Below are 25,193 nucleotides of genomic sequence, written 5' to 3' on the forward strand. Positions count from 1 at the left end.
AGCCATGCCAGAGATCATCGTCTATGCCGTAGCAGGCCGCACGACGGACCAGAAGCGCGGCCTGGTCCGCGACATGACGGAGGCGATGGTGAAGAATTTCGGCGTCACCGCCGATGCCGTCACCATCCAGATCGTCGAGGCGGACAAGGATTCAAAGGCCAAGGGCGGCAAGCTGTTCAGCGAGCGGTAGTCACCCGACCTCGGCCTCCGGTACCCGCGGCAGGAACAGGGTGACGCAGGTGCCGGCGCCGGGGCTGCTGCGCAGATGCAGGCCGCCGCCGATCTGCCGCAGCATGCCATAGACCATGCTCAGGCCGAGCCCCGTGCCGTGGTCCGGTGCCTTGGTCGTGAAGAACGGCTCCATCGCTCGCGCCAATACTTCAGGGGCCATGCCCGTGCCGGTATCGGCCAGGGCGATGGCGACGTAGTCACCCGGCGCCAAGCCTTCGACCGGTGGCTCCGCGATGGTGCGGTTGCAGGCGGTGATCGCCAGTTCGCCGCCCGTCGCCATGGCATCGCGGGCGTTGATCGCCAGGTTCAGCAGCGCCAGTTCGAGGTGGTTGCGATCGGCGAGGGCGGGCCAGAGGTCCGGCGCCGTGTCGCTGGTCACGCGGATCCTGCCGCCGAGCGTGCGATTGAACAGGGCCGCCATGTCGGCCAGCGACCGGCTCACGTTGAGCGCTTCCGTCGCCAGGGGTTGCTGCCGGGCAAAGGACAGCAGGCGGGCCGTCAGCGCGCTGCCGCGCTCGATCGTCCGGCGCGCCTCAGCCAGCAGGGCCGCTTCGCGCTCGCGTGCCGCCGGCTCCCGGCCAATCAGACTCAGGCAGCCCGCCAACGCCGCCAGGACGTTGTTGAAATCATGCGCGACGCCTCCCGCGAGCTGGCCCAGCGCCTCCATCTTCTGGGCCTGCCGCAGGCTGGTCTCCAGATGCCGGCGCTGGGTGATGTCCGTCGCGCGACCCAGGATCCCGACCACCGCGCCATCCGGGCCAAGCAGCGGCATGTAGCGCGCATCGTAGATGATCGTCTCGGTGCCGAAGCGGATGGTCGGTTCATAGACATGCGCGGCCTTGGTCTCGAGGACGCGGCGCAGGCCCTGCGTGATGACGCCGCCCACCTCCTCCCCCAGGACCTGCACCGGCGTCCGCCCGCGCACTTCATCCATCGTGGCTCCGGCATGCGCCAGGCAGACACGGTTGATGAGCTCGTAGAGGAACTCGCCCTCCGGCGTCACGCGGACGTGGAAAAGACATTCGGAGGCGTTGTCGAAATAGGCGCTGAGCCGGTCCGGGACGGGTTCTGCCAAGCGCTGCGCCGCCAGTGCGACCGGAGCTTCCCGCGGACGGTACAGGCGCCGCGGCGGCCCCAGGCGCTGCTTGTCCGGGGTGGGCGGGGCGGCTTGGACCAGGTGCTGCGGAGCAGCCGGCACGCCGAGCCTGGTGGCACTGTCACCGATTCCAAGGACACTCACAGCATCGCCCCGGTCGTTGTATTTAGAAAACGTTACCAAGTGTCTGCAGTTGGCGAAAGCGTGTAATACTCCTCTATCATAATCGTGCGCTTACCAAGCACGGCGCCGGAAGTCGGCCCGCGGCCAGGATACCTACAGCCCAAGCCGCGCCCAGGCCGCGCGGTCCTGCACCGCCGCCATTGCACCCTCGGCCAGTGTGCCGCCGAGCGCGACCGGGGACATCGCGCCGGACAGCAGGCGCAGAGGCCAGGGCGGGCGGCGGGCGCCGATGCCGATCAACTGCGCCTTGTCGCCGAAGCGCGCGCGGAGGTCGGCCGAGGCCTCGCCCAGCCGGTCCGCCAGGCCGAGGTCCACGGCGCGCTTGCCGGTCCAGAAGCGGCCGTTGAACAATTCCGCCTCCGGCGCCCGCAGCTTCGCGCCGCGGCGCTGGCGGACCCAGTCCTGGAAGGTCACGTGCAGGTCGGCCAGCAGCGTCTCAAGCCGCGCCACATCCTCCGGGCGTTCGGGACGGAACGGGTCGAGGAAGCTCTTGTCCTCCCCGGCCGTGTGCATCCGGCGCTGTACGCCGAGCCGGCCGATCGCCTCCTCCAGCCCGAAGCTGGCGCTGATCACGCCGATGGAGCCGAGGATGCTGGCGGGATCGGCCACGATTTCATCCGCCGCGCAGGCCAGCCAGTATCCGCCGGAGGCCGCGGCATCCTCGACATAAGCGGTGACCGGGATCTTCTTCTTGTCCGCCAGCCGGCGGATGCGCTGCGCCACCAGGCTCGACTGCACGGCGGACCCGCCGGGGGAGTTCACCACCATCGCCACGGCGGCCAGGCGCTTGATGCCGAAGGCGCGGTCGATCAGCGGGCCGGTGGCCTGGGCGCTGATGCCGGAGGCGGCGAAGGCGCCGGCGGGGCGGGCGGCGATGACGCCGGACAGACGCAGCACGGCGATGCGGGGCGGCTTGGACAGGAAAGGGAGGTTCATGGGGCATAGATGCGGTGGACCAGGGCCGGAACAAGCCGGGGCCTTTCGCGATGCGGCCTGCCGCGCCATGCTCGGGCCGCTTCAGCCAGGGACGCCCGATGCCGAAATTCCTTCCCGTTCTCATCGCCGGTGCCGGCCCGGTCGGCATGGTCGCCGCCGCCTACCTGGCGGGGGAAGGCATCCCGGTGACCATCGTGGAACAGGCCGAGGAACTGCCCTCCGACCTGCGTGCCTCGACCTTCCATCCGCCAACCCTCGACATGCTGCGCCGCTTCGGGGTGGTGGAGGCGCTGGTGGAGCAGGGGCTGGTCTGCCCGCACTGGCAGTTCCGCGACCGCCAGACCGGCCCCATCGCGACCTTCGACATGGGAGCGCTGTCCGCCGACACGGACCACCCCTATCGCCTGCAATGCGAGCAGTGGCGCCTGACGCGGATGCTGCGCGACCGCATGGCGGCGAACCCGGACGTGACCTTCATCTACGACGCCAAGGCCGCCGATGTGGCGCAGGACGCCGATGGCGTGACGCTGACCATCGAGCGGCCCGACGGATCGCGCGAGGCGCTTCGGGGCAGCTACCTGATCGGCGCCGACGGCGCCCGCAGCGCGGTGCGCCGCGCGCTCGGCGTGGAGTTCCGCGGCCAGACCATTCCTGAGATCTTCCTGACGCTGTCGACGCCCTTCCCGTTCCATGAGGCGATCCCGGACCTCGCCGACATCTCCTACATCTCGGACCCCGAGGAATGGTACGTGCTGCTGCGCACCCGCAGCCTGTGGCGCGTGCTGTTCCCGACCGATGCGTCCCAGTCCGAGGAGAGCATGATGGACCCGGCGCGGATCGAGGCGCGGTTGCAGGCTGTGGTGCCGAACCCGGCGGGCTTTACCCTCGGCCACCGCACCGCCTACCGGGTGCATGAGCGGGTGGTGGACGAATATGTGCAGGGCCGTGTGTTCCTGGCCGGCGACGCGGCGCACATCAACAACCCGCTCGGCGGCATGGGCATGAATGGCGGCATCCACGATGCCTTCAACCTGGCGGAGAAGCTGACCGCGGTGTGGAAGGGCGCAGATCTCGCCACCATGGGCCGCTACGGGCGGCAGCGCCGCAAGGTGGCGCTCGACGTCGTGCAGCAGCAGGCGCTGCGCAACCGGCAGATCCTGAACCAGCGCGACCCGGCGGCGCGCGCCGCCTACCACGACGAACTGCGCGCCACCGTCGCCGACCCGGCACGCCACCACGCCTACCTGCTGCGGAGTTCCATGATCCAATCGCTACGCGACCTGGAGGCGGTGGCATGAGCGGGCATCCGGAGGCGGACATCTACCACCGCCAGGGCATGGGCCAGCGCGCCGGCATGGGGCAGCGGCCGGCGCTGGTTATGGTGGATTTCGTGGTGGGCTTCGCCGACCCGGCGCATTTCGGCGGCGGCAACATCGGCCCGGCCATCGAACAGACGGTGCATCTGCTGGCCTTCGCCCGCGCGCATCGCTGGCCGGTGGCGCATACCCGCGTGGTCTATGCCGAGGATGGCTCGGATGCCGGGGTCTTCACGCTGAAGGCGCCGTCGCTGCTGAAGCTGACCGAAAGCTCCCCGCTGTCGCAGATCGTGCCAGAACTGGCGCCGCGTCCGGGCGAGCACATCATCCGCAAGCAGGGCGCCTCCGCCTTCTTCGACACCAACTTCGCGAGCTGGCTGCGATATCAGGGCGCGGACACGCTGGTGGTGACGGGCTGCACGACATCCGGCTGCGTGCGCGCGACGGTGGTGGATGCGATGCAGCACAACCTGCGCACCGTCGTCGCGACGGATTGCGTCGGCGACCGTGCCATCGGCCCGCATGAGGCGAACCTGTTCGACATGGGCCAGAAATACGCGGACCTGCTGACTCGGGCGGAGATCGAGGCAGCGGCGGGATGACGCTGCGCGAAACCCTGCACGGCCGGCTTTCGCTGCCAGCCATCGCCGCGCCGCTGTTCATCATCTCGGTGCCCGACCTCGTCGTCGCGCAATGCTGCGCCGGCATCGTCGGATCGATGCCTTCGCTCAATGCGCGTCCTGCGAGCCAGCTCGACGAATGGCTGTGCGAGATCGAGGAAAGGATCGCGGCACATGACGCGGCGCATCCCGGCCGCCCCGCCGCGCCCTACGCCATCAACCTGATCGTGCACCGGTCCAACGAACGGCTGGAGCATGATCTGGGCGTGGTGGAACGGCATCGCGTGCCCCTGGTCATCACCTCGCTCGGCGCGCGGCCGGAGGTGAACGACACGGTGCATGGCTATGGCGGCCATGTGCTGCACGACGTCATCAACCAGCGCTTCGCCCACAAGGCGGTGGAGAAGGGCGCGGATGGGCTGGTGCTGGTGGCGGCCGGCGCGGGCGGCCATGCCGGCAGCCTGTCCCCCTTCGCGCTTGTAGGGGAAACCCGCGCCTGGTTCGACGGCCCCATCGCGCTGTCGGGCGCCATCGCGCATGGCAGCGCGATCCTGGCGGCGGAGGCGCTGGGCGCCGACTTCGCCTATCTCGGCAGCGCCTTCATCGCCACCGCGGAAGCGCGGGCGGAGGCCGACCACAAGCAGATGGTGGTGGATCACGCGGCGGAGGACATCGTCTACACCGACCTCATCACTGGCGTGCACGGCAACTACCTGAAGCCGTCCCTGGTCCGCGCCGGGATCGATCCGTCGAACCTGGCGGCGCAGGAGGCCGCGAAGATGGATTTCGGCGGCAACCGCGTGAAGAAGTGGAAGGATATCTGGGGTTCCGGCCAGGGCATCGGCGCGGTGCAGTCCGTGCAGCCGGCCGCGGCGCTGGTGGAGCGGCTGCGGGCGGAATACGCCGCAGCACGCCACCGACTGGGAGCGGCGAGCCCGCTGGTGCACCCGGCCTGGCGCGGCTGACCGATCTGATCAGTCGGTCGGGAGGGCCGCTTCCCTGTCTTCCACCTGCCCGTGGCGCGGCACGGCCACCTCCTCCATCGCCAGGCTGCGCACCGCCTCGAAGTGCGAGAGGAACACGTAGCCCCTGAAATGGGCGAAGAAGTCGGAGCGCTGCAGCGCATCCATCACCGGCCCCTTCACCTCCGACAGGTGAAAGCCGACGCCGGCGGCGTGCAGCCGGTCGGCAATCGCCTCCAGGCTTTCCAGCGCGCTGGCGTCGATCAAATTCACGGCCGGGCACATCAGGATGACGTGCCGCAGGTCCGGGCGTGCGGCGACCTCGGCGTAGATGCGGTCCTCCAGGTAGCGGGCATTGGCGAAGTACAGGCTCTCATCCACGCGCAGCGACAGGATGGCGGGATCGGTGAGGACGCTGTGCCGGTCGACGTTGCGGAAATGCTCGGTGCCCGGCACCTGGCCTACGATCGCCATGTGCGGGGTGCTGGTGCGCCACAGGAACAGCAGCAGCGACAGGCCCACGCCGGCCAGGATACCTTCCTCCACGCCGACGAACAGGACCAGCAGCATCGTCGCCGCCATCGCCGCGAAATCCGCCTTCGAGTAGGTCCAGGTCCGCCGGATGGCGCGCAGGTCCACCAGCGACAGCACCGCGACGATGATGGTCGCCGCCAGCACCGCCTGCGGCAGGAAGCGGAACAGCGGCGTCAGGAACAGCGTGGCGGCCAGGATGCCGATTGCGGTGATGGCGCCGGCCAGCGGCGTCGCCGCGCCGGCATCGAAATTCACCACGGACCGCGCGAAGCCGCCCGTCACCGGGTAGCCGCCGGAGACCGCGGCCGCGATGTTGGCGGTGCCGAGGCCGACGAGTTCCTGGTTCGCCTCGATGCGCTGGCGCCGCCTGGCGGCCAGGGTCTGCGCGACGGAAACGGATTCGACGAAGCCCACCAGGCTGATCAGCGCCGCTGCCGGTAGCAGTTGCAGCCACAGCGCGGGATCGAAGCCAGGCAGCGCGAAAGGCGGCAGGCCGGCCGGGATCTCGCCCACGATCTTCACCCCCCGGTCGTCGAGCCCGAGCCCGACCACGGCCAGGATCGACAGCGCGATGGCCGCGAGCGGCCCGGCCTTGGCCAGCAGATCCGCCTGGCGCGGCCGGAGCCCGAGTCGGATCAGGCTCGGCTTCAGCCGCTTGCGCACCCAGAACAGGAAGCCGACGGCGGTGACGCCGATCAGCGCCGTGAAGGGGTTGGTCGCGCCAATCTGGCCGAACACGCCCTGCGCGATGTGCGGCAGCGTGTCGCCCTCCACCGTGATGCCCAGGATGTGCTTGAGCTGGCTTGCGGCGATCAGGAGGCCGGAGGCGGTGATGAAGCCCGAGATCACCGGATGGCTGAGGAAATTCGCCAGGAACCCCAGCCGCAGCACCGCCATGCCGACCAGGATCAGGCCGGACAGGAAGGCCAGAGTCACTGCGGCCGCCAGGTAGGCGGCGGTGCCCTGGGCCGCGATCGGTGCGATGGCGGCTGCCGTCATCAGCGACACCACCGCCACCGGCCCCACCGCCAGCGTGCGGCTGGTGCCAAAGATGGCGTAGGCCACCAGCGGCAGGATCGAGGCGTACAGCCCGACGACGGGCGGCAGGCCGGCGAGCATGGCGTAGGCCAGGCTTTGCGGCACCAGCATGATCGTCACGATCACGGCGGCGAACAGGTCGCTGGCCGCCTCGCCACGGGTGTAGCGCGGCGCCCAGTCGAGGATCGGCAGCAGGTGTTGCAGGCGGCGGTTCATCGGGCGTTGTCTTTGTCCAAGCGTCGGCCCGGCATCTAGAGGGCGTTGACCGGCACCTTGAGGAAGACCCTGCCGCTGTCATCCGGCGGCGGCAGCGCGCCGGCCCGCATGTTCACCTGCAGCGAGGGGATGATCAGCCGCGGCATGCCGAGCGTCCGGTCACGGGCCTCCCGCATCGCGACGAACGCATCCTCCGTCACGCCATCCTTCGCATGGATGTTGTGCGCACGTTCCTCGGCGACGGTGGTTTCCCATTTGATGTCGCGGCCGTTCGGGCCGTAGTCGTGGCACATGAACAGCCGCGTCTCGGGTGGCAGTTGCAGCACGCGCTGGATGGAGCGGAACAGCGTGCGCGCGTCGCCGCCCGGAAAATCCGCGCGGGCCGAGCCGCCATCCGGCATGAACAGGGTATCGCCGACGAAGGCCGTATCGCCGATCACATGTGTCATGCAGGCGGGCGTATGGCCCGGCGTGTGCAGCGCGAAGGCCGTCATGCCGCCGATCTGGTAGCTGTCGCCATCCTTGAACAGCCGGTCGAACTGGCTGCCGTCGCGGCGGAACTCGGTGCCCTCGTTGAACACCTTGCCGAACACGTCCTGCACCACGGTGATGCGCTCACCGATGCCGATCCGGCCGCCGAGCTTCTGCTGGATGTAGGGCGCGGCGGAGAGATGGTCCGCATGCACATGCGTCTCGATCAGCCATTCGAGGCGCAACCCGTGCGCCTTGATGTGGGCGATGATCGCGTCAGCCGACTCATGCGTGATGCGGCCAGCCGCGTAGTCGATGTCCATCACCGAATCCACCACGGCGCAGGCGGGGGAAGCGGGGTCCTTCACGACGTAGCTGATGGTGTTGGTGGGCGCGTCGAAGAAGGCGGTGACCTCGGGCTTCACGGCGAGGTCGATGCGGTGTGGGATGGCGTCCATGGCGTTTCTCCTTTCGGCTTTGTTGGCGTCAGGCGCGTGGGGTGGCCGGTTGCAGGGAGTCCGGGCGGCTGGCGAGCCAGCGGGCGCCGCCCATGCCCAGCAGCATCGCGATCACGAACATCACCGCCGCGTTGCCGCCGAAGGTCAGCGCCGTGAAGGCCGGCCCCGGGCAGAAGCCGGCGAGACCCCAGCCGATGCCGAAGATCGCCGGGCCGGCCACGATGCGGCTGTCGATTGCCGTCGCGGTCGGCAGGTGGAACGTGCCGCCGAGGATCGGTCGCGGCTGGCGCAGCACCAGCCTGTAGCCGATGAAGGTCACCGCGATGGCGCCGGCCATGACGAAGGCCAGGCTCGGGTCCCAGCCGCCGTTCGGGATCGCGGCGAGGTCGAGGAAGTTCAGCACCTTCGCGGGGTTCGACATGCCGGAGACGACCAGGCCGAGGCCGAAGACCAGGCCGATGGCGAAGTTGATCAGGACAGACATGGCGGGCCTCACAACAGGTGGCGGGTGAGGAAGACTGTGGCCATGGCGGTCGCCATGAAGACCAGCGTCGCCACCAGCGACCGGAGGGACAGCCGCGACAGGCCGCAGACCCCGTGGCCGGAGGTACAGCCATTGCCCCAGACGGCGCCGAAGCCCACCAGCAGCCCCGCCAGGACCAGCAGGCCCGTCCCGGCCTCGATACTCGGCACCGGCGCCGTGCCGGTGAGGAGCAGCACGAGAAGCGGCGCTGCCACGAGACCGAGGATGAAGGCGAGCCGCCCGGCGAAGGCGTTGTCCGGGTATGGCGGCAGCAGCCGCACGGCGATGCCGCTGATGCCGGCGATGCGGCCAGTGGCGGCCATCAGCATCACGGCGGATGCGCCGATCAGCGCGCCGCCGAGAAGCGAGGCCACCGGGGTGAAGTCGGTGGCCGTCATGTCAGGCCCGCCCGGTGGCGCAGGTGCGGATGCCGAACAGCATGTAGGCCGGGCAGATGCGGAAGATGGCCGTGCCGAGCAGCACCAGGCCCACGGCCGCCACCAGGAAGCGCCAGGCGCCGAGCGGGGCGAACATCTCCGTGAGCAGGAAAGGCGACGCGAGGAGCACGGCGCCAAGCACGAAGCGTGCGGCGCGGTCGACGGAACCTATGTTGACCATGGGCTGATCCTCCGGTGGGTTGGCACTGGATTCATATCTGCGCAGATGCTAAGATGTCAACATGAAAACTGATACGACCAGTGATGCTTTGATTGTGCTGGAAGCCAAGGCGGAGGAGGCCGCGCGAATCCTTGCCGCACTGGCCAACGCGAAGCGGCTGATGGCACTGTGCCACCTGCTGGAGGGCGAAAAATCCGTGAACCAGCTGGCGGAGCTCGTCGGCCTGGCGCCGGCGGCGCTGTCGCAGCACCTGGCGCGGATGCGCGACCTGAGGATGGTCGAGACGCGGCGCGACGGCCAGACGATCCACTACCGCCTGTCCAGCCCCGAGGCGGCGGCGATCCTGGAGACGCTGTACCGGATTTACTGCGCACCCGCCATGAAGGGCTGATCCTGCCGCGTCAGCCGGTCCAGCAGGGCGGCCCGGTTCAGCGCGATGTCGGCGATGGTCAGATCGTCAAGAACCGAGAGAAACGCCCGCAACGCCCGTTGCAGGCCGCGCGACAGGTGGCAGACGCCGAGCAGCGGGCAGGTGTTGGTCTCGGCATTGAAGCACTCGACCAGCTCCAGCGGCGCCTCGGTCCAGCGGATGATCTCGCCAACCGTGATCTGCTCCGCCGGCCGCGCCAGACGCATGCCGCCGCGCCGGCCGCGGATGGTCTCGATGTAGCCGCGCCGGGCCAGCTCGCCCGCCACCTTGACCAGATGCGCCTTGGAGATGCGGTGCGCGCGGGCGACGTCATCCACCGTGACGATCTCCGGCGCCCGCAAGGCCAGCAATTGCAGCGTGCGCAGGGCGAAGTTGGAATACTGGGTGAGGCGCAAGGCTGCTCCTTCTCGCCCGTAAATCATCACATTCTATATCTATTTTTGTCAAGGCGGGCCGTTTCCCGCATTCCCTCCGAAGCTTCCTGCGCGGCGGCGTCCTGCCGCCACGACCAGGGATGTCCCGCACGAGCCACTTTGCCCTGCGCCTGGCCCTCCTCGCCGGGGCCGCCATCGCCGGCCTGATGCCCGCCGCCGCCCAGGAGTTGCCGTGCGTTCTGGCGCTGGTCACCACTGCCGAGGCGCAGGTGCAGGGCATGGCCTTCGTGCCGCTCAATGCGATGCGGGCGCAGGGCGCCACGGTGGAGGTGATGCTCTGCGGTGCCGCCGCCGATCTCGCGCGCCGCGGACCGCCAGGCCCGGCCGCCACGCCGATGTGGCCGATGGGTGCGACGCCGGCACAGATGCTGGCCGGCCTCGTCCGGGCCGGAGGCGCTGATCGAGGGCGTGCGCCCGGCGCAGCCGCCGTAGCTGGCGCGCCGCATGACCGACCGCGCCACCACCGTCCTGCCGTTCTGAAGCCCGGCCTCAGGCCTCGGGTTCGGCGGCCAGGGTCAGCAGCAGGTCCGGTTGTGCCGCGACGACGGCGGCGGGCGCGGCCAGGTGCAGCGCCTCGCTCAGCACCGTCTCCGCCGCCAGGACGCGCAGCCACCAGCCGAGCTGCGCCGGGTCCGCGCTGCCGCCGAGGCCGGGTTCCGCCATCACCACCACGCGCCAGGGCAGCGGCGCGCCAGGTTGCCGCCAAGCCTGCAGCCCGGGCAGGGCCTCGCCCGCCGCGCGCGGCTCCGGCTGGTCCGCGAACAGGTCGGCGGGCAGCGCCGGCTCAGTTTCCGGCGAGGCGACGCCGAGGAAGGAGGGGCTGCCCGCCTCGCTCGCGATCTCGCGTCGCGGCAGCGCGGAGACATCGGCGCGGGAGACCAGCCGGTGGGCGCGGTCCAGTACGGTGTCGGCTTCGGGCCGGCGCAGGCGAAGCACGGCCAGCAGCGTCCCCAGCACGGCGAGGCTGCCCTCCACCGACAGAAGCTGCCCGTCCTGGCGCCACAGCGCGGCCGGGTTGGTGGCCCGGGCGAAGGCGTGGCGCAGCGGCAGCCAGTCCTGGGCCAGCAGCGGCGCGCGCCCGGCGGCCGCTTCCAGCGCCGCCAGCCCCGGCATCGGATGGCCGCCCGGCATGGAGGCGCGGCGCGGCACCAGGAGGTGCAGCACGGGCACGCCGGCGGCGGCGGCGTGCCGGGCAATCTCCAGCATGGCGCCCAGCGGCGACGGCAATTCGGGCGCGGGCGGCTTCTGCACCTCCGGTGCGGGTGGCCTCTGCACCTCCGGTGCGGGCGGTCCAGCCGGCGGGGCCGCTTCCCAGTGCGGCGCCGCATCCGGGCGCGGCGTGAAGGGCATCACCAGGGGGCGGGAGGCGGGCCTGGACCAGGGCGCCTCCACCGGCGCGGCGCTGTCCGGCTGAGCATTCGGCGCGGGCTCCGGCGCCGGAGGCTCGGCTGGCCCGCTTTCAGCCATGGCCTCCGGGAGCACGATCTCCGGAACCACAACCGGGAGGGGCGCAACCGGCGGCTCCGCCTCGGGTGGCGGGGCGCCGGCCTGGGTGTGCATCTGGGCCTCGGCCGGACCCTGCGGATCTGCCGCCATGGCTTCCAGAGCCGCCTGCATCGGACCGCCCATCGGCAGGGTGGTGGGGGCGTTGCGGCCGGGCAGCACGGCACGCACGCGGACCCGGCCGGTCAGGAGATCCTGCGGCGTCAGCAGGACCGGGGAGGCCAGGATGAAGCCGGGCCGGCCGTCCTCCCGCGCCTGATCCGCCTCGCCCTCCGCCAGCAGGTCCATGCCGCGCATCAGGCGGATCAGCGGGCGGGCGGCAGGGTCCCGCGGGTCGGCGGCCCAGCCGGCCACCAGGTAGCCGTCCCACAAGGCCTCCAGCACGCCGACCGGGCCGCGGGAGGCACTGATCGGCGGATCGGCCAAGGGGCTAGAAGCCCGGCTGCCGCCGCGGCTCCACGCCACCGCCGCGCACCAGGCCACGCCGGCGCAGGCAATCCGTGAAGGCGCGGGTTTCGGCCTGGGCCCGTTCGCGGCGCACCTGTTCCTCGCTGCTGGGCAGGCCGATCACCACACGGCGCCACTGCGCCTCGACCTCGGGCGACTGGCGCGCCTCGGCCCGGCATTCGGCCTGGGCGGGGCTGTCGGACATGGCGGGCATCGCGCCGCGGCCGGACCCGCAGGCGGCCAGCAGCAGCAGCGCGGCGAGGGAGGCGAAAGTTCTCATGGGGCCTGCTCCAGCCAATCCTCGATCAGCCGTCGGGCGATGGAATCGGCCCGTGGCAGGGAAAAGCCATGCGCGGCCGGGTCGCGCAGCTGCTCGCGGGTGAACCAGCGCGCGTCCATCAGCTCCTCCGGGTCGATGCGGATGTCATCCGACAAGCCCTCGGCATGGAAGCCCAGCATGATGCTGGCGGGAAAGGGCCAGGGCTGGGAGGAATGGTACAGCACCTCCCCCACCTCGATCGCCGCTTCCTCCATCACCTCCCGCCGCACCGCCTCCTCCAGGCTCTCGCCGGGCTCCACGAAGCCGGCGAGCGTGGAATACATGGCGACGTTGGGGAAACGGTGCGAATGGCCGAGCAGGCAGCGGCCCTGGCGCACCACCAGCATGATGACGGCCGGGTCGGTGCGCGGGAAATGCTGCGCGTTGCAGTTGGTGCACTGCATGGCGTTGCCGGCGCTGCGCGGCGCGCATTCATGGCCGCAGACGCCGCAGAAGCGGTGCCGGGTGCGCCAATGCATCAGCCCGCGCGCATGGGCGAGGACGGAGGCCTCCCCCTGCGGCAGCAGGCCTGCCACCTGGCGCAGGTCGGTGAAGCCGCCCATGCCATCCGGCAGCAGCGGCAGCGGGTCCTCCGCGGCGGAGCAATCCACCGCGAAGACCGGGCGGTTGGCCCACAGGCCCAGGAAGGCCCAGGGGCCACCGGCCATGCGCACCGCCTCGGCCGCCGCGCCGGTCAGCAGCACGGCCTCCGGATGGCCATCGGCCACGCCCTTCATCAGGCTGCGGCTGCGCCAGACCGGGGCGAACAGGGTTTCGGGGTCGGACAGCGCCTGGGCGATCCAGTCGGCATCATCCCGGCGGGTGCCCGCACGGTCGAGCGGGCTGCCGGTATAGGCATTGGGGCGGCTTGCGGGGACGGAGAGCATCGGCGCGGACCCTGCCACGCGGGCGGGGCCGGGGCAACCGAGCGGAACAACCGAGCAGCTTCCCGAGAAAACTGCGTGTCCTGCGGCCGGCATCCGCTGCCGGCTGAGCGGCCGACTGGCCGCCGCGCCCAGTGGCGCGTAGCCAAGCGGCCGGAGGCCGCGCCCGGCGCTTGAGGGTCACGCGAGGTTGGGGCATTGCCCCGGGACGCCCGAGGCCCGATATTGGGGTTGGAAGGTCGGCGACGGACGTGCTCCTCGCCAACCCGGTCAGGTCCGGAAGGAAGCAGCCGTAACGAGTTCTCGCGCGGGTCGGCCGCCGATCTTCCACCTGATTCCCCGCGGCATCCCTTGCGGCCCTGGCATCCGGGCCCCCCGCTTCCCGGACAGCACCCCACCATGGCCAGCGACATCTTCGGTGACCCTGTAGCGGCCGAGCTTCCGGAACCCCCGGCGGAGGGTCCGGGCCTGTTCGGCGATCCGGCGCCGGTTGCACCAGCCCAGGCGCCCGCCGCCCTGCCGGCCGCGACGCCCTACCGAGTCCTCGCCCGGAAATACCGGCCGACCAGCTTCGCCGACCTGATCGGCCAGGACGCCCTGGTGCGCACCCTGAAGAACGCCTTCGCCCAGGGCCGGGTGCACCATGCCTTCATGCTCACCGGCGTCCGCGGTGTCGGCAAGACCACCACCGCCCGCATCATCGCCCGCGCGCTGAACTGCATCGGCCCGGATGGCCAGGGCGGGCCGACCCCCGACCCCTGCGGCGTCTGCCCGGAATGCCGCGCCATCCTCGCCGACCGCCACCCGGACGTGCAGGAGCTGGACGCGGCCAGCAACAACGGCGTGGACGATGTGCGCGAACTGCGCGACCGCCTGCGCTTCCGCCCCGCCCAGGGCCGCTTCAAGGTCATCATCCTGGACGAGGTGCACATGCTGAGCAGCGCCGCGTTCAACGCGCTGCTGAAGACGCTGGAGGAACCGCCGCCGGACGTGAAGTTCATGCTGGCCACGACCGAGCTGCGCAAGGTGCCGACCACCATCCTGTCGCGCTGCCAGACCTTCCACCTGAAGCGCGTGCCGCAGGACCAGCTGCGCGCCCACTTCGCGCGCATCTGCGAGGCCGAGGCGGTGCCGGCCGAGGCCGAGGCGCTGGCCATGGTGGCGCGCGCGGCGGATGGCTCCGTGCGCGACGGCCTGTCCATCCTGGACCAGGCGATGGCGCTGGCGGGCGGCGAGGCCGTGTCCGCCGCGCTGGTGCAGGACATGCTGGGCCTGGCGGATCGCGGACTGGCGGTGGACCTCATGCAGGCGCTGATGCAGGGCGACACTGCCGGCGCCCTGGCGCTGTCGGAGGCCGCGCATGAACGCGGCACCGACCCAGCCGTGGTGCTGTCCGACCTGCTGGACCTGACCCACCTGCTGTCCCGCATGAAGACCGTGCCGGCGCTGCGCGACGATCCCGCCCTGCCCGAGGCCGAACGGTCCCGCGGCGCGGCGCTGGCCGACAAGCTGCCGATCCCGGTGCTGGCACGGGCCTGGCAGGTGCTGCTGAAGGGGCTGCAGGAGGTGGCGCAGGATGGCGTCAACCGCCGCGCCGCCGCCGAGATGGTGCTGATCCGCCTCGCGCATCTGTCCGAGTTGCCGACACCGGGCGACCTCGTGCGGCGGCTGACCGAAGCCGGCGCCGCCAGCGCTGCGCCGCCAACCGCGGCGCCACCCCCGAATGGTGGCGGCGGGCTGCGCGCCATTTCCGGCGGTGGCAGCGCCGCGCTGGCCATGGCCGTGCCCGCGCCACAGGCCGCGGCGCCCGCGCCGGTGCCGTCCAGCTTCCGGGAGATCGTGGCCCTGGCCTCCGGCCGGAAGCCCAGCCTGCACGCGCATCTGCGGCTCAACGTGCATCCGGTGCGGATCAGCCCCGGCCGCATCGAGATCCGGCCCCGCCCGGAAGCCCCGCGCGACCTGGCGCAGCAGATCACCGCCCTGATGCAGGAGGCGACCGGCACGCGCTGGACCGTCAGCCTGGTGAACGAGGGCGGCGAGCCGACGCTGGCCGAGCAGGGCCGGACCGCGGAGGCCGACCGCCTGGCGCTGGCGCAGAACCACCCGCTGGTGCAGGCCGTGCTGGCGGCCTTCCCAGGTGCGAGAATCGAGGCGGTGCGCGATGCCTCGCTCGATGCCTATGGCCTGGCCCCGGCCATGGTGGCCGACCTGGCCGCCGCATCGTTGGGCGATGGGTCGCCAGGCGGGGGGCGGGACTTCGCCCCGCCCGACGCCGAGCCGGTCGGCCCGGACGACGAACTTCCCCAGGAGGATTGAGAGACGCCATGAAGAACCTCGGCAACATGCTGAAGCAGGCGCAGCAGATGCAGACCCGCATGCAGGAGATGCAGGCGAAGCTGGAACAGACGGAAGTCGAGGGGGCGGCCGGCGGCGGCATGGTGAAGGTGCTGCTGTCCGGCAAGGGCGATCTGCGCCGCGTCACCATCGACCCCTCCCTGATGACGGCGGATGACCGGGAGGTGCTGGAGGATCTGATGGTCGCCGCCCACGCCGACGCCAAGCAGAAGGTGGAGGCGACGATGGCGGAGGAGATGCAGAAGGCCACCGCCGGGATGAACCTGCCGGGCGGCCTTGGCGGCCTCGGCGGGCTGAAGCTGCCGTTCTGACGGCGTGGCGCATGATCCGATCGAGCACCTGATCTCGCTGCTCGGCCGCATCCCCGGCCTCGGCCGGCGCAGCGCGCGCCGTGCGGCGCTGCGGATGCTGATGCGGCCGCAGGAGACGATGCTGCCGCTGGCGGAGGCGCTGACCGCCGCCGCCCGCGCGGTACGACCCTGCGAAAGCTGCGGCAACCTGGATGCGCAATCGCCCTGCGGCATTTGCCGCGACCCGCGCCGCGACCGCCACCTGGTCTGCGTGGTGGAGGGTGTGGCGGATCTGTGGGCGCTGGAACGCGCGCACGCGCACCAGGGGCTGTACCATGTGCTCGGCGGTACGCTGTCGCCGCTGGCCGGCATCGGGCCGGAGGACCTGTCCATCGCACCGCTGCTCGCCCGCATCGCGGCGGAGGGGGTGGATGAGGTGATCCTGGCGCTGCCCGCCACGGTGGATGGCACGGCCACGGCGCATTACGTGACGGACCGGCTGAAGCCCGCCGGCGTTGCGGTGACGCGGCTGGCGCAGGGCGTGCCAATGGGCGGCGCGCTGGATGTGCTGGACGAGGGCACGCTGGCGGCGGCGCTGCGGTCGCGCCGGCCGGCCTGACCGGGGCGCGAGGAGGAAACCGATGGTGAAGAACACGATCTGCCTCTGGTTCGACAAGGACGCCGAGGCCGCTGCGCGTTTCTATACCGAAACCTTCCCCGACAGCGCGGTGCACGGCGTCCACCGCGCCCCCGCCGACTATCCCTCCGGCAAGGCGGGCGACGTGCTGACCGTGGATTTCACGGTGGCTGGCATCCGCTGCCTCGGCCTCAATGGCGGCCCCACCTTCCGGCACAGCGAGGCCTTCTCGTTCCAGATCGCCACCGAGGACCAGGCCGAGACCGATCGCTACTGGGACGCCATCATTGGCCATGGCGGGCAGGCGAGCGCCTGCGGCTGGTGCAAGGACCGCTGGGGCATCTCCTGGCAGATTACGCCGCGCACCCTGACCGAGGCGATGGCGGCCGGCGGCGAGGAGGCAAAGCGCGCCTTCCAGGCGATGCTGGGCATGACGAAGATCGACGTCGCGGCGATCGAGGAGGCCCGGCGCGGCTGAGCGCCGGCGCTAGAATCAGTCAGGCGCTGATAGAAGCGCCAGACAGCCTTCAGCATAGTGTTCTGTCGTGCGATTCACGCCTTGGACGATCGCACTCTAACTAACCTTCCCCTTGCCGAGCCCGTGCGGTTCCTTCGGCCGCGCCCCGGGCCGGCGCGTCCAGGCACGGGTGAACTCGGCGCCGAGCAGGAAGACCTGGGCGGAGTAGTACACCCACAGCAGGACCACGATCAGCGCCCCGGTGGCACCGTAGCGCGCGGCGATGCCGCTGCCGCCGATGTACCAGCCGATCAGCGTCTTCCCGAGGGTGAACAGCAGCGCGGTGCACAGCGCCCCCATGGCGACGTCGCGCCAGCGCAGCCGACGGTCCGGCAGCACCTTGTAGATGGCGGCGAACAGCAGCGCCGTCAGCATGAAGGACACGCCGAAATTGGCCGCCCGCAGCAGCGGCGCCGCCAGCGGCAGGTTGCTGCCGGCCCACTCGCCGATCGCCGACAGGGCCGTCGACGCCAGAAGCGAGACCAGGAGGAGAAAACCCGTCGCCGCCACCAGGCCGATGCTCAGCAGCCGGGCGCGCAGCAGGTAGGAAACGGACAGGCCGCGCGGTTCCGCCTTCCAGATGGCGTTCAGCGAGCCCTGCAACTCGGCGAAGACGGCGCTGGCGGTGACCAGCAGGATGACCAGGCTGACCAGCGCCGCAAAGCCGCCACCCTCCGTCTGCGCCTCCAGCCCGCCATCGTTGACCAGCGACTGGATCGCGATCGCGCCGTCCCGCCCCACCAGGCCGATGAGCTGGGACGCGACCGCGGCGCGAACCGTCTCCTCGCCGAAGGCCAGGCCGGCGATGGCCACCGCCAGAACCAGCAACGGGGCCAGGGAGAACATGGTGTAGCAGGCGATGGCGGCACCCCGCGTCATCGCCTCGTCCTCGATGTAGCCCTCGACGGTCTCTCTGATCAGTTGCCAGGCGCCCTTGCGCATCGTGACCCTTCCAGGGCGGGTCATGCCGCCGCGGCTCCAACCGTTCTGCCGCGCGAAGGTTTCCGCGCGCCCCAGGATAGCTTGGCAAGCGACGCCCCGTCGCGTAGGCGGGGCGGAGAGACGGGAGCATTGCATGGCCGACATCGAGATCGACATCGCCGGCGAGAAATTCGCCGCCAGCTTCGAAACGGCCGATGCGCCGAAGACCGTGGCGCGGTTCCGCGAACTGCTGCCCTTCAGCGACCGCATCATCCATGTCCGCTGGTCCGGCGAGGCGTGCTGGATTCCGATGGGCGAGCGCGACCTCGGCATCGGGCATGAGAACGCCACCAGCCACCCGGCGCCCGGCCATGTCATCGTCTATCCCGGCGGCGTCAGCGAGACCGAGATCCTGATCGCCTACGGCCCCTGCTGCTTTTCCAGCAAGGCGGGGCAGCTGGCGGGCAATCATTTCCTGACCATCACCGGCGGGCTGGACCGGCTGGCGAAGATCGGGCGTTCCGTCCTGTGGGACGGCGCGAAGTCCATCACATTCAGCAAGGCGGGTTGAACCATGGGTGTTGCGATGGTCGATGCGACGGTGGGCACGGGGGCGCTGGCCGTCTCCGGCAAGCCGGTCGCGGTGCATTACACGGGCTGGCTGTTCGACGATAAGGCAGCGGACAAGAAGGGGAAGAAGTTCGACTCGTCGCGGGATCGCGGCGATGCGTTTCGCTTCCAGCTCGGCGCCGGCCAGGTGATCGCGGGCTGGGACCGTGGCGTGCAGGGCATGAAGGTTGGCGGGCATCGCACGCTGACCATCCCGCCGGAATTCGGCTACGGCGCACGCGGCGCCGGCGGGGTGATCCCGCCGAACGCGACGCTGGTGTTCGACGTGGAGCTGCTGGAAGTCGGCTGATCCAAACGGCGCGGAGGGTGCTTGCCCTCCGCGCCTGCCATCTGGTAACTGCGCCACTGCATCAAGAGTTGGGCCGACGCCCAACGCCAACCTGCCCTCCCGGGCAAGGTGGCGCCCCCAGAACGGGGGGATGCGGCCTCACCGGGCAATTATTCGGGAAGCGCCGCCGTCGGTCCGGGTTTGCGGAGGACGGCATGCTGGACGACACCGGGCCAGGCCTGGATTTTCAACTGTTTCTTGGGCCCGGGGACCGCGCCGAATTCGTCGGCACGGCGCGATGGCGCGACCGCATGGGGCGGATCGCGCCCTGCCTGCTGTATGTGCTGCTGCACCACCGAAACGGCGAGACCTGGACCCATGCCTGCCGGGTGCCGCCGGACCGCCGCGCCGGCCACCTGACCCTGCACCTGGAACGCGCCCTGCCCGGCGACCGCTGCGCGGAACTGTCCGCGTGGCTGCGCGCCGCTGCCCTGCGTGATTGACAGCGCCGCCCGGCGCGCGATCCTGCCATTGCAGGGCAGGAAACAAATCCATGAATCGCAGGACCATCCTCGCAGCGGCCGCGCTGGCGGCACTGGCGCGGCCCGGATTGGCACAGGGTCGCCCGGTTCGGCTCGTGGTGCCGGCGCCGCCAGGCGGCGCCATCGACGTCATCGGCCGGCTGTATGCCCAGCGCATGACGGTGCGCGGCGCTGGCAACTGGGTGATCGAGAACCGCGCCGGCGGCAACAACACCATCGGCGCGGCGGAAGTGGCGCGCAGCGCGCCGGATGGCGCGACCTTCCTGGTGAATGCCGACATCCACCTGATGGGCCGCCGCGTCGTGCCTGGCCTGACCTACGACCCGGTCGCGGATTTCACGCCGATCGCGCGGTTGGCCACAGCGCCCCTGGTCATCGTCGGCCACCCCGAGGCCGCCCGCGCCACCACGCTGGCGGAACTGGCGGAGCGCATGAGGGCGGAGCCGCGGCGCTACACCATCTCAACCTCCGGCGCCGGGTCCATGGCGCATCTGGCGGCGGAGGGGCTGAAGCGCCGGGTCGGCGCGGCCGATGCGGTGGTGGCGCATTACCGGGGCACAGCGCCGGCGATCAACGACGTGGTCGCCGGCAATGTCGCGCTGATGGTGGCGCCGCTGCTGTCGGCGCAGCCGCTGGTGCAGGCCGGCCGGCTGCGTGCCTTCGCACTGGTCTCGCCCGGCCGCAGCAACGCGATGCCGGAGGTGCCGAGCGTCGACGAGGCCGGCGTGCCCGGCCTGCATTTTCTGCTGTGGTACGCCGTGTGGGGGCCGAAGGGCATTTCCGCCGAGGCCGCGGCGGCCTTGGCCACGCAGTTCAACGCCATCGGCCGCGAGGCCGAGATCGCGCAGCGGCTGACGGCGATGGGCGCCGAGGCCTATACCACCGACACGCCCGCCGCCTTCGCCGCCTTCATCGCGGCCGAGGACGCCAAGAACGCGCAGATCGCCGAGGCCGCGGGCATCAAGCCGGAATGAGCGAGCCGATCCTGATCGCCGGCGGCGGCATCGGCGGCCTGGCCGCCGCGCTGGGCCTCGCCACGCAGGGCTTCCGCGTCACGGTGCTGGAGAAGGCATCGGCGATGGGGGAGGTCGGCGCCGGCATCCAGCTCGGCCCCAACGCCTTCCACGCCTTCGACAGGCTCGGCATCGGCGACACCGCGCGGGCGATGGCGATCTACGTCGACCAGCTTCGGCTGATGGATGCGCTGAGTGCGGAGGAGATCTGCCACATCGACCTCGGCCCGGCTTTTCGGGCCCGCTTCGGCAACCCCTACGCCGTGATCCACCGCGGTGACCTGCACGGCGTGTTCCTCGCCGGCTGCCGGCGCCACGACCGCATCACGCTGCGCACCTCCGCCGAGGTGGTGGCCTATGAGCAGGACGGCACCGGCGTCACCGCGGTGCTGGCGGATGGCGAGAGGCTGCGGGGCCGCGCGCTGATCGGCGCGGACGGGCTGTGGTCCAAGGTGCGGCGGCAGCTGGTGGGGGATGGCGCGCCGCGCGTCTCCGGCCACACCACCTATCGCAGCGTGATCCCGACGGACCGCATGCCGGAGGCGCTACGCTGGAACGCCGCGACGCTGTGGGCCGGGCCGAAATGCCACATCGTCCACTACCCCTTGCAGGGCTGGCGCGCGTTCAACCTGGTCGTCACCTACCACAACGACGCGCCGGAACCCGTCGCCGGCAAGCCGGTGGATGCGGCCGAGGTTTTTGCCGGTTTTCAGCACGTGCATCCGCTGGCGCAATCCATCATCCGCCAGGGCAGCGACTGGCGGCTATGGGTGCTGTGCGACCGCGACCCGATCGAGGGCTGGGTCGAGGGTCGCGTCGCACTCCTTGGCGATGCCGCGCACCCCACCCTGCAATACCTGGCGCAGGGCGCCTGCATGGCGATGGAGGATGCGGTCTGCCTGGCGCAGTCCCTCTCCGCGCATCAGGGCGAGGTCGCGCCGGCGCTCGAGGCCTATCGCGCCCAGCGCGTGCTGCGCACCGCGCGTGTGCAGTTGCAGTCCCGCGCCGTCGGCGACCACATCTACCATCCCGCCGGCGCGCATGCGGCGCTGCGCAACGCGGTCATGGCAGCAAAATCCCAGGACCAATGGTACGACACGCTCGCCTGGCTCTATGGCGGCCCCACGCAGCAGGAACACACAGCATGAGCGCCGAAATCGCCCACGCCATCCGCGAGCTCGTGCTCGCGAACCGCATCCTGGCGCGGGAGGATGTGATCGACGATTTCGGCCATGTCTCGCTGCGCCACCCGACCAACCCGGACCGCTACTTCCTGTCCCGCAGCCGCAGCCCCGTCGCGGTGACGGCGGATGACATCATGGAGTTCGAGCTGGACGGCACGCCCATCGCGCAGAACGGCAGGCGGATGTATTCCGAACGCGCGCTGCACGGCACCATCTACATGGCGCGGCCAGATGTGCATTCCGTCATCCACCACCACGCGCGCAGCGTCATCCCCTTCACCGTGCTGCGCAACCTGGTGCTGAATCCGATCTTTCACATGGGCAGCGTCATGGGCTCCGACGTGCCGCTATGGGACAGCCAGCCGGAATTCGGCGACACCAACATGCTGATCGACGACCTGCCGCGCGGGCATTCGTTGGCGCGCGCGCTGGGCGCCAACCGCAGCGTGATGCTGCGCGGGCACGGCGCCTGCAATGTCGGCGTGAATCTGCGCGCGGCGGTCTTCACCGCAGTCTACATGAAGCACAATGCGGAGATGGTGCTGGCCAGCATTCCGCACGGCACGCCGGAGTACCTGACGCCTGGCGAGGTCGAGAAGACCGCTGCCATGCTGCTGTCCGACATGCCGCTGGCCCGAGCCTGGGACTACTGGATCACGCGCGCCGACTACGGCGGCATCTGATACCCCCGCCCGAAAACGGTAGCCTGCGGCCAACCACGTCGGCCGATGCCGCGAATGCCGTCCGCGGCGAGTGCCGCGTAGCCAAGCCGGCAGAGCCGGCGCCTGGTGTCTGAAGGCATGAAACAACATGCCAGCGGTCGATGAAATCGAGCGCTGGTATGAGGCTCACGCGCGGGCGCTGAACCAGCCTTCGAAACTGGCGAAGGTCGCCTCCGCCCCGGCGATCATCGCCGCCAGCCGCCCGGCTTCGGCGCCGCAGGCCTCAATGGCGCCGCAGCATTCGCGCCACATGGCGCCGTGGCGGGCGCCGTAGCCGCGCAGGAAGCTGCGGCCGGCCTCGCCGGGCAGGATGCCGTCCAGCGCCCGGGCCAGGTGCTGGCCGCCCAGGGTCGAACCCTCCGTCACATACAGGCAGCCCATCGCCCAGGCGGCACCCTCCGGCGCCGGCAGGGCCGCCACCGGCGCCAGCGGCTTGGCGCCGAGTGCCTTCAGGTCGGCCAGCAGCATGGGCGAGCGGCGCCGCGCCTCGACCTTTATGCCGAAGGGCTCCAGCGAAGGTGCCGCGGCCAGCGCCGCCTCGACGCCGAGGTGGAAGCCGAGCAGGCGGCGCAGCAGCCCGACATATTCGGCCGCCTCAATACGGCCGGCGGCGAGCCTTGAGAACACCGGCACACCATGCAGCCGCTCATGCACCGCCCCGGTGGCCTGCCGCAACGCGATCCGCGCCGCATCCCCCGGCACGGGTTCAGTCCTCGTCCTGCGGCGGCAACTGGCTGGCGTGCCGGATCAGCGTCTCCAGCACCGCCGCCGTGCGGGCGACGGAGGCGCGGACGGATTCCAGCAGGTCCGGCATCCGCGCCACGTCGACGCCATCGGCGATTTCCAGCGCCGCAAGCTGCGCATTCTCCACCACCGAGGCGAGGATCGCCTGGTAGGCGAGGTCGGCCTGCCGGTCGAAGCGCCCGGCAGGCCGGCGGCTGCCCTCCTCGATCCCGGCCTGGAAGCGGCGGCGCGCGGCATCGGCCGCCTTGCGCTCCGCCAGGTCGTTGAACAGGAAGACGAAGCCGAGCACGCGGTCGGGCGCGGAGAAGACCGGGTCGGCGCGCACCAGCACTGGCTTGCCGGCGCCCTGGCCATCCGCGAGGCGCACCTCCCCGCGCCAGGACCGCTTGTTCTCCATCACGTCGCGCAGGCGGCGGCCGACTTCGGCGGGGTCGGCAAAATAGGGCAGCAGGTGGTCGATACGGCGCGGCGCGGCACCACGCAGTCCTGGCAGCAGGCGGTCGAAGGCCTCGTTGCGCAGGTCGATGTTGCCGGTGGGATCGCAGATCACGACAGGCTGCGCCGAAAGCCCGACCTGCCGGCGCACCTGCGCCAACTGGTCCTCCGCGATCAACATGCGGACGGACCGGAACTGCAGCACCACGTCGGTGACGGTGTCGCCGATCAGTCGCGCGGTGGCGAGGTCCTTGGGCGACCAGGGCTCCGACCGGCCCTCCACCACCTGGTTCCACTTAGCGAAGGATTGCCGCGGCGAGAGGTCGCGTGGGTCATCGCCGATCAGGACCGGCTTGGTCGGGTCGCCGCCCCAGGTGACGGTGGAGACCTGCTCCGGCCGGAACCACACCAGGTATTCGCCCGGCGCGGTCGAGATCGGTGCCGCCAGTACGCCGCTGGCCACGCGGGTCAGGCCGGCCAGGTGCGGCGCCGCGCCGACCAGAGAGGCGGTCGCGATCACCGGGGCAACTCCCGAAGCCCTGGGCTGGGCGTCCAGCCACTTGCCGATGTCGCGCAGCCCGGCGGTGCCCGGCACGTCGCCTGTGGTCTGGGTCTGGCCCTCGAACAGCAGCGCCGCGCCGCTGGCACCAAGCGGCAACAGCAGGGTCTGGGCGTTGTCGAACAGCGCGGTGCGCCAGTCGCCGTCGCGGGTGATCGCCTCGATCATCCGCTGTTCCAGGCGCCGCACGGCCAGTTCGGCCTGCGACTGCACGAAGGATTCCAGCGCGGCGATGCGCGTGCCCACCGCCTCCGCCAGCAGTTCCGTCACCGCGCGCAGCGCGAACGGCGTGCGGCGCGGGGTGTTGTGGTGGCAGGAAACCAGGCCCCACAGCCGCCCGCCAACCAGGATGGAGGCGACCAGCGTGGCGCCGACGCCCATGTTCTTCAGGTACTGCACATGCACCGGGGAGGTGCTGCGCAGCACGCACAGCGACATGTCCAGATCCTGCCCGGTCAGCGGCGACAGCCGCGGCTCCAGCCGCACCGGCGCGTAGTGAACATCCGTCACCACCCGCACGCGGTTGCGGATATACAAGCGTCGCGCGATGGCCGGGATGTCGGAGGCCGGGTAGCGGTTGCCAAGATAGGGCTCCATCCCCGCCGCATGTTCCTCGGCAAAGACCTCGCCATGGCCGTCATCGTCGAAGCGATAGACCATGACCCGGTCGTAGCCGGTGAAGCCGCGGAAGATGCGCGCCACTTCCTCGCACAGCGGGCGCACGGCGTAGCTGCCGAGGATTGCCAGCAAGGCGGGCTCGATGCGCTTCGCGGCGTCGTCCAGCGGCGCGGCGCGCTCCAGCTCCAGGATCACGCCGCCGCCGATGGGGCGATGCACCTGCACGTCGAGCGGCACGCCCGGCCCATCCACCACCCGCACCGCGGCCGGCACCACGTCCAGCCTGTCGACGAGCAGCGGCGCGATGGCGCGCGCGATCTCCGGCGCCACATCCGCCAGCCGGCGCCCGAGCGGCGATTCCGGCAGGCCGAGGAAGGCCGTTGTGTTGGCGCTGAGTTGCAGCACCGTCAGCTCCGGCTCGCGCAGCGCCAGCAGGGCGCCATGCGGCTGGATCGAGGCGGCGAGGTGAATCTGCTCCCGCTCGCAATTCGAAAGGTCGGCCGCGCCGAAGGCGGGAGAGCCGGCGGACATGCCGGATA

30 protein-coding genes, 1 other RNA gene and 1 riboswitch are annotated in these 25,193 nt (G+C 70.9%); of the genes, 16 read left to right on the forward strand and 15 right to left on the reverse strand.

What is annotated here, in order from left to right; translation table 11 throughout:
- The first annotated feature begins 4 nt into the window (after positions 1 to 4).
- Positions 5 to 190 carry a tautomerase family protein gene (locus tag ACLF3G_RS04875; protein WP_430668215.1) on the forward strand — a complete coding sequence of 62 codons (186 nt, stop codon included), beginning with the start codon at positions 5 to 7 and terminating at the stop codon, positions 188 to 190.
- Here ACLF3G_RS04875 and ACLF3G_RS04880 read toward each other — a convergent pair whose 3' ends face one another.
- A complete protein-coding gene (locus tag ACLF3G_RS04880) occupies positions 191 to 1,471 on the reverse strand; it encodes an ATP-binding protein (protein WP_430668216.1) in 1,281 nt (426 codons plus the stop codon). It abuts the gene before it with no gap.
- 132 nt (positions 1,472 to 1,603) lie between these two features.
- Positions 1,604 to 2,446: a S49 family peptidase gene (locus tag ACLF3G_RS04885; RefSeq protein WP_430668217.1), complete on the reverse strand. Its 843-nt coding sequence runs from the start codon at positions 2,444 to 2,446 to the stop codon at positions 1,604 to 1,606.
- Between the two features lie 98 nt (positions 2,447 to 2,544).
- On the opposite strand from ACLF3G_RS04885, the gene ACLF3G_RS04890 reads away from it, so the two are divergent.
- Genes ACLF3G_RS04890 through ACLF3G_RS04900 form a run of 3 tightly spaced genes read left to right on the forward strand, consistent with a single transcriptional unit; the run spans position 2,545 to position 5,347 of the window.
- On the forward strand, positions 2,545 to 3,744 hold the full coding sequence (locus ACLF3G_RS04890) for an FAD-dependent oxidoreductase (protein ID WP_430668218.1): 1,200 nt from the start codon (positions 2,545 to 2,547) through the stop codon (positions 3,742 to 3,744).
- Positions 3,741 to 4,364 carry an isochorismatase family protein gene (locus ACLF3G_RS04895; protein WP_430668219.1) on the forward strand — a complete coding sequence of 208 codons (624 nt, stop codon included), beginning with the start codon at positions 3,741 to 3,743 and terminating at the stop codon, positions 4,362 to 4,364. The genes ACLF3G_RS04890 and ACLF3G_RS04895 overlap by 4 nt, the downstream gene beginning before the upstream one ends.
- Positions 4,361 to 5,347 (forward strand): NAD(P)H-dependent flavin oxidoreductase, encoded by a 987-nt coding sequence (locus ACLF3G_RS04900; protein WP_430668220.1) that lies wholly within the window; start codon positions 4,361 to 4,363, stop codon positions 5,345 to 5,347. The genes ACLF3G_RS04895 and ACLF3G_RS04900 overlap by 4 nt, the downstream gene beginning before the upstream one ends.
- Positions 5,348 to 5,356: 9 nt before the next feature.
- On the opposite strand, the gene ACLF3G_RS04905 is transcribed toward ACLF3G_RS04900, so the two are convergent.
- The 5 genes from ACLF3G_RS04905 to ACLF3G_RS04925 are packed head-to-tail and all read right to left on the reverse strand — an operon-like array spanning position 5,357 to position 9,202.
- Positions 5,357 to 7,132 (reverse strand): SulP family inorganic anion transporter, encoded by a 1,776-nt coding sequence (locus tag ACLF3G_RS04905; protein ID WP_430668221.1) that lies wholly within the window; start codon positions 7,130 to 7,132, stop codon positions 5,357 to 5,359.
- Positions 7,133 to 7,167: 35 nt separating this feature from the next.
- Positions 7,168 to 8,061: an MBL fold metallo-hydrolase gene (locus ACLF3G_RS04910; protein ID WP_430668222.1), complete on the reverse strand. Its 894-nt coding sequence runs from the start codon at positions 8,059 to 8,061 to the stop codon at positions 7,168 to 7,170.
- 28 nt (positions 8,062 to 8,089) lie between these two features.
- Entirely contained in the window at positions 8,090 to 8,545 is a 456-nt protein-coding gene (locus ACLF3G_RS04915) for a DUF6691 family protein (protein ID WP_430668223.1), read from the reverse strand.
- An 8-nt stretch (positions 8,546 to 8,553) separates the two neighbouring features.
- On the reverse strand, positions 8,554 to 8,982 hold the full coding sequence (locus tag ACLF3G_RS04920; protein WP_430668224.1) for a YeeE/YedE family protein: 429 nt from the start codon (positions 8,980 to 8,982) through the stop codon (positions 8,554 to 8,556).
- A gap of 1 nt (position 8,983) precedes the next feature.
- Entirely contained in the window at positions 8,984 to 9,202 is a 219-nt protein-coding gene (locus tag ACLF3G_RS04925) for a YgaP family membrane protein (RefSeq protein WP_430668225.1), read from the reverse strand.
- 61 nt (positions 9,203 to 9,263) lie between these two features.
- On the opposite strand from ACLF3G_RS04925, the gene ACLF3G_RS04930 reads away from it, so the two are divergent.
- Entirely contained in the window at positions 9,264 to 9,593 is a 330-nt protein-coding gene (locus ACLF3G_RS04930; protein ID WP_430668226.1) for an ArsR/SmtB family transcription factor, read from the forward strand.
- On the opposite strand, the gene ACLF3G_RS04935 is transcribed toward ACLF3G_RS04930, so the two are convergent.
- Genes ACLF3G_RS04935 through nudC form a run of 5 tightly spaced genes read right to left on the reverse strand, consistent with a single transcriptional unit; the run spans position 9,566 to position 13,222 of the window.
- Complete coding sequence (locus ACLF3G_RS04935; RefSeq protein WP_430668227.1) at positions 9,566 to 10,027, reverse strand: RrF2 family transcriptional regulator; 462 nt, start codon at positions 10,025 to 10,027, stop codon at positions 9,566 to 9,568. The two genes, ACLF3G_RS04930 and ACLF3G_RS04935, sit on opposite strands and share 28 nt — an antisense overlap.
- Positions 10,028 to 10,053: 26 nt before the next feature.
- On the reverse strand, positions 10,054 to 10,512 hold the full coding sequence (locus ACLF3G_RS04940; protein ID WP_430668228.1) for a hypothetical protein: 459 nt from the start codon (positions 10,510 to 10,512) through the stop codon (positions 10,054 to 10,056).
- A 43-nt stretch (positions 10,513 to 10,555) separates the two neighbouring features.
- Positions 10,556 to 11,995, reverse strand: a complete 1,440-nt coding sequence (locus ACLF3G_RS04945; protein WP_430668229.1) for a hypothetical protein — start codon at positions 11,993 to 11,995, stop codon at positions 10,556 to 10,558.
- A gap of 4 nt (positions 11,996 to 11,999) precedes the next feature.
- Entirely contained in the window at positions 12,000 to 12,296 is a 297-nt protein-coding gene (locus ACLF3G_RS04950) for a phosphoribosylamine--glycine ligase (protein ID WP_430668230.1), read from the reverse strand.
- Entirely contained in the window at positions 12,293 to 13,222 is a 930-nt protein-coding gene (nudC, locus tag ACLF3G_RS04955; RefSeq protein WP_430668231.1) for an NAD(+) diphosphatase, read from the reverse strand. Before nudC ends, ACLF3G_RS04950 begins: the two co-directional genes overlap by 4 nt.
- A 234-nt stretch (positions 13,223 to 13,456) precedes the next feature.
- On the opposite strand from nudC, the gene ffs reads away from it, so the two are divergent.
- From ffs to ACLF3G_RS04980, 5 genes are all read left to right on the forward strand, one after another.
- Positions 13,457 to 13,547, forward strand: an RNA gene (gene ffs, locus ACLF3G_RS04960) — signal recognition particle sRNA small type.
- A 71-nt stretch (positions 13,548 to 13,618) separates the two neighbouring features.
- Positions 13,619 to 15,535, forward strand: coding sequence for a DNA polymerase III subunit gamma/tau (locus ACLF3G_RS04965; protein WP_430668232.1), 1,917 nt, complete (start codon positions 13,619 to 13,621; stop codon positions 15,533 to 15,535).
- 8 nt (positions 15,536 to 15,543) lie between these two features.
- On the forward strand, positions 15,544 to 15,885 hold the full coding sequence (locus ACLF3G_RS04970; RefSeq protein ID WP_430668233.1) for a YbaB/EbfC family nucleoid-associated protein: 342 nt from the start codon (positions 15,544 to 15,546) through the stop codon (positions 15,883 to 15,885).
- Between the two features lie 4 nt (positions 15,886 to 15,889).
- A complete protein-coding gene (gene recR / locus ACLF3G_RS04975) occupies positions 15,890 to 16,483 on the forward strand; it encodes a recombination mediator RecR (RefSeq protein ID WP_430668234.1) in 594 nt (197 codons plus the stop codon).
- Between the two features lie 22 nt (positions 16,484 to 16,505).
- Positions 16,506 to 16,979 carry a VOC family protein gene (locus ACLF3G_RS04980; protein WP_430668235.1) on the forward strand — a complete coding sequence of 158 codons (474 nt, stop codon included), beginning with the start codon at positions 16,506 to 16,508 and terminating at the stop codon, positions 16,977 to 16,979.
- 96 nt (positions 16,980 to 17,075) lie between these two features.
- Here the strand turns inward: ACLF3G_RS04980 and ACLF3G_RS04985 are convergent, their stop codons facing one another.
- A complete protein-coding gene (locus tag ACLF3G_RS04985) occupies positions 17,076 to 17,984 on the reverse strand; it encodes a YihY/virulence factor BrkB family protein (protein WP_430668236.1) in 909 nt (302 codons plus the stop codon).
- Between the two features lie 109 nt (positions 17,985 to 18,093).
- Between ACLF3G_RS04985 and ACLF3G_RS04990 the strand changes: the two genes are divergently transcribed.
- The 6 genes from ACLF3G_RS04990 to ACLF3G_RS05015 all read left to right on the forward strand — a co-directional run bounded on the left by ACLF3G_RS04990 (position 18,094) and on the right by ACLF3G_RS05015 (position 22,259).
- Complete coding sequence (locus ACLF3G_RS04990; protein ID WP_430668237.1) at positions 18,094 to 18,510, forward strand: DUF3830 family protein; 417 nt, start codon at positions 18,094 to 18,096, stop codon at positions 18,508 to 18,510.
- A 3-nt stretch (positions 18,511 to 18,513) separates the two neighbouring features.
- Complete coding sequence (locus ACLF3G_RS04995; RefSeq protein ID WP_430668238.1) at positions 18,514 to 18,858, forward strand: FKBP-type peptidyl-prolyl cis-trans isomerase; 345 nt, start codon at positions 18,514 to 18,516, stop codon at positions 18,856 to 18,858.
- 53 nt (positions 18,859 to 18,911) lie between these two features.
- A riboswitch (SAM-I-IV-variant riboswitch) is annotated at positions 18,912 to 19,021 on the forward strand.
- A 31-nt stretch (positions 19,022 to 19,052) separates the two neighbouring features.
- The gene (locus ACLF3G_RS05000; protein WP_430668239.1) at positions 19,053 to 19,340 is read left to right on the forward strand and encodes a hypothetical protein; all 288 of its coding nucleotides are present in this window, start codon (positions 19,053 to 19,055) and stop codon (positions 19,338 to 19,340) included.
- A gap of 50 nt (positions 19,341 to 19,390) precedes the next feature.
- Positions 19,391 to 20,353, forward strand: coding sequence for a Bug family tripartite tricarboxylate transporter substrate binding protein (locus tag ACLF3G_RS05005; RefSeq protein ID WP_430668240.1), 963 nt, complete (start codon positions 19,391 to 19,393; stop codon positions 20,351 to 20,353).
- Positions 20,350 to 21,540, forward strand: a complete 1,191-nt coding sequence (locus ACLF3G_RS05010) for a 3-hydroxybenzoate 6-monooxygenase (RefSeq protein ID WP_430668241.1) — start codon at positions 20,350 to 20,352, stop codon at positions 21,538 to 21,540. The genes ACLF3G_RS05005 and ACLF3G_RS05010 overlap by 4 nt, the downstream gene beginning before the upstream one ends.
- Complete coding sequence (locus ACLF3G_RS05015) at positions 21,537 to 22,259, forward strand: class II aldolase/adducin family protein (protein ID WP_430668242.1); 723 nt, start codon at positions 21,537 to 21,539, stop codon at positions 22,257 to 22,259. Before ACLF3G_RS05010 ends, ACLF3G_RS05015 begins: the two co-directional genes overlap by 4 nt.
- 165 nt (positions 22,260 to 22,424) lie before the next feature.
- Here the strand turns inward: ACLF3G_RS05015 and ACLF3G_RS05020 are convergent, their stop codons facing one another.
- The gene (locus tag ACLF3G_RS05020) at positions 22,425 to 23,000 is read right to left on the reverse strand and encodes a biliverdin-producing heme oxygenase (RefSeq protein ID WP_430668243.1); all 576 of its coding nucleotides are present in this window, start codon (positions 22,998 to 23,000) and stop codon (positions 22,425 to 22,427) included.
- A 4-nt stretch (positions 23,001 to 23,004) separates the two neighbouring features.
- A complete protein-coding gene (locus ACLF3G_RS05025) occupies positions 23,005 to 25,185 on the reverse strand; it encodes a GAF domain-containing protein (protein WP_430668244.1) in 2,181 nt (726 codons plus the stop codon).
- Positions 25,186 to 25,193: the final 8 nt, after the last annotated feature.

The sequence above is a fragment of the Falsiroseomonas sp. HC035 genome (assembly GCF_050563525.1).
In the GTDB taxonomy this organism is placed as follows: domain Bacteria; phylum Pseudomonadota; class Alphaproteobacteria; order Acetobacterales; family Acetobacteraceae; genus Falsiroseomonas.

Coding starts and splice junctions, on each gene's coding strand:
- ACLF3G_RS04875 (WP_430668215.1), top strand. CDS start 5: ATGCCAGAGATCATCGTCTATGCCGTAGCAGGCCGCACGACGGACCAG.
- ACLF3G_RS04885 (WP_430668217.1), bottom strand. CDS start 2,446: ATGAACCTCCCTTTCCTGTCCAAGCCGCCCCGCATCGCCGTGCTGCGT.
- ACLF3G_RS04890 (WP_430668218.1), top strand. CDS start 2,545: ATGCCGAAATTCCTTCCCGTTCTCATCGCCGGTGCCGGCCCGGTCGGC.
- ACLF3G_RS04895 (WP_430668219.1), top strand. CDS start 3,741: ATGAGCGGGCATCCGGAGGCGGACATCTACCACCGCCAGGGCATGGGC.
- ACLF3G_RS04900 (WP_430668220.1), top strand. CDS start 4,361: ATGACGCTGCGCGAAACCCTGCACGGCCGGCTTTCGCTGCCAGCCATC.
- ACLF3G_RS04905 (WP_430668221.1), bottom strand. CDS start 7,132: ATGAACCGCCGCCTGCAACACCTGCTGCCGATCCTCGACTGGGCGCCG.
- ACLF3G_RS04910 (WP_430668222.1), bottom strand. CDS start 8,061: ATGGACGCCATCCCACACCGCATCGACCTCGCCGTGAAGCCCGAGGTC.
- ACLF3G_RS04915 (WP_430668223.1), bottom strand. CDS start 8,545: ATGTCTGTCCTGATCAACTTCGCCATCGGCCTGGTCTTCGGCCTCGGC.
- ACLF3G_RS04920 (WP_430668224.1), bottom strand. CDS start 8,982: ATGACGGCCACCGACTTCACCCCGGTGGCCTCGCTTCTCGGCGGCGCG.
- ACLF3G_RS04925 (WP_430668225.1), bottom strand. CDS start 9,202: ATGGTCAACATAGGTTCCGTCGACCGCGCCGCACGCTTCGTGCTTGGC.
- ACLF3G_RS04930 (WP_430668226.1), top strand. CDS start 9,264: ATGAAAACTGATACGACCAGTGATGCTTTGATTGTGCTGGAAGCCAAG.
- ACLF3G_RS04940 (WP_430668228.1), bottom strand. CDS start 10,512: ATGCGGCGCGCCAGCTACGGCGGCTGCGCCGGGCGCACGCCCTCGATC.
- ACLF3G_RS04950 (WP_430668230.1), bottom strand. CDS start 12,296: ATGAGAACTTTCGCCTCCCTCGCCGCGCTGCTGCTGCTGGCCGCCTGC.
- nudC (WP_430668231.1), bottom strand. CDS start 13,222: ATGCTCTCCGTCCCCGCAAGCCGCCCCAATGCCTATACCGGCAGCCCG.
- ACLF3G_RS04965 (WP_430668232.1), top strand. CDS start 13,619: ATGGCCAGCGACATCTTCGGTGACCCTGTAGCGGCCGAGCTTCCGGAA.
- ACLF3G_RS04970 (WP_430668233.1), top strand. CDS start 15,544: ATGAAGAACCTCGGCAACATGCTGAAGCAGGCGCAGCAGATGCAGACC.
- ACLF3G_RS04980 (WP_430668235.1), top strand. CDS start 16,506: ATGGTGAAGAACACGATCTGCCTCTGGTTCGACAAGGACGCCGAGGCC.
- ACLF3G_RS04985 (WP_430668236.1), bottom strand. CDS start 17,984: ATGACCCGCCCTGGAAGGGTCACGATGCGCAAGGGCGCCTGGCAACTG.
- ACLF3G_RS04990 (WP_430668237.1), top strand. CDS start 18,094: ATGGCCGACATCGAGATCGACATCGCCGGCGAGAAATTCGCCGCCAGC.
- ACLF3G_RS04995 (WP_430668238.1), top strand. CDS start 18,514: ATGGGTGTTGCGATGGTCGATGCGACGGTGGGCACGGGGGCGCTGGCC.
- ACLF3G_RS05000 (WP_430668239.1), top strand. CDS start 19,053: ATGCTGGACGACACCGGGCCAGGCCTGGATTTTCAACTGTTTCTTGGG.
- ACLF3G_RS05005 (WP_430668240.1), top strand. CDS start 19,391: ATGAATCGCAGGACCATCCTCGCAGCGGCCGCGCTGGCGGCACTGGCG.
- ACLF3G_RS05010 (WP_430668241.1), top strand. CDS start 20,350: ATGAGCGAGCCGATCCTGATCGCCGGCGGCGGCATCGGCGGCCTGGCC.
- ACLF3G_RS05015 (WP_430668242.1), top strand. CDS start 21,537: ATGAGCGCCGAAATCGCCCACGCCATCCGCGAGCTCGTGCTCGCGAAC.
- ACLF3G_RS05025 (WP_430668244.1), bottom strand. CDS start 25,185: ATGTCCGCCGGCTCTCCCGCCTTCGGCGCGGCCGACCTTTCGAATTGC.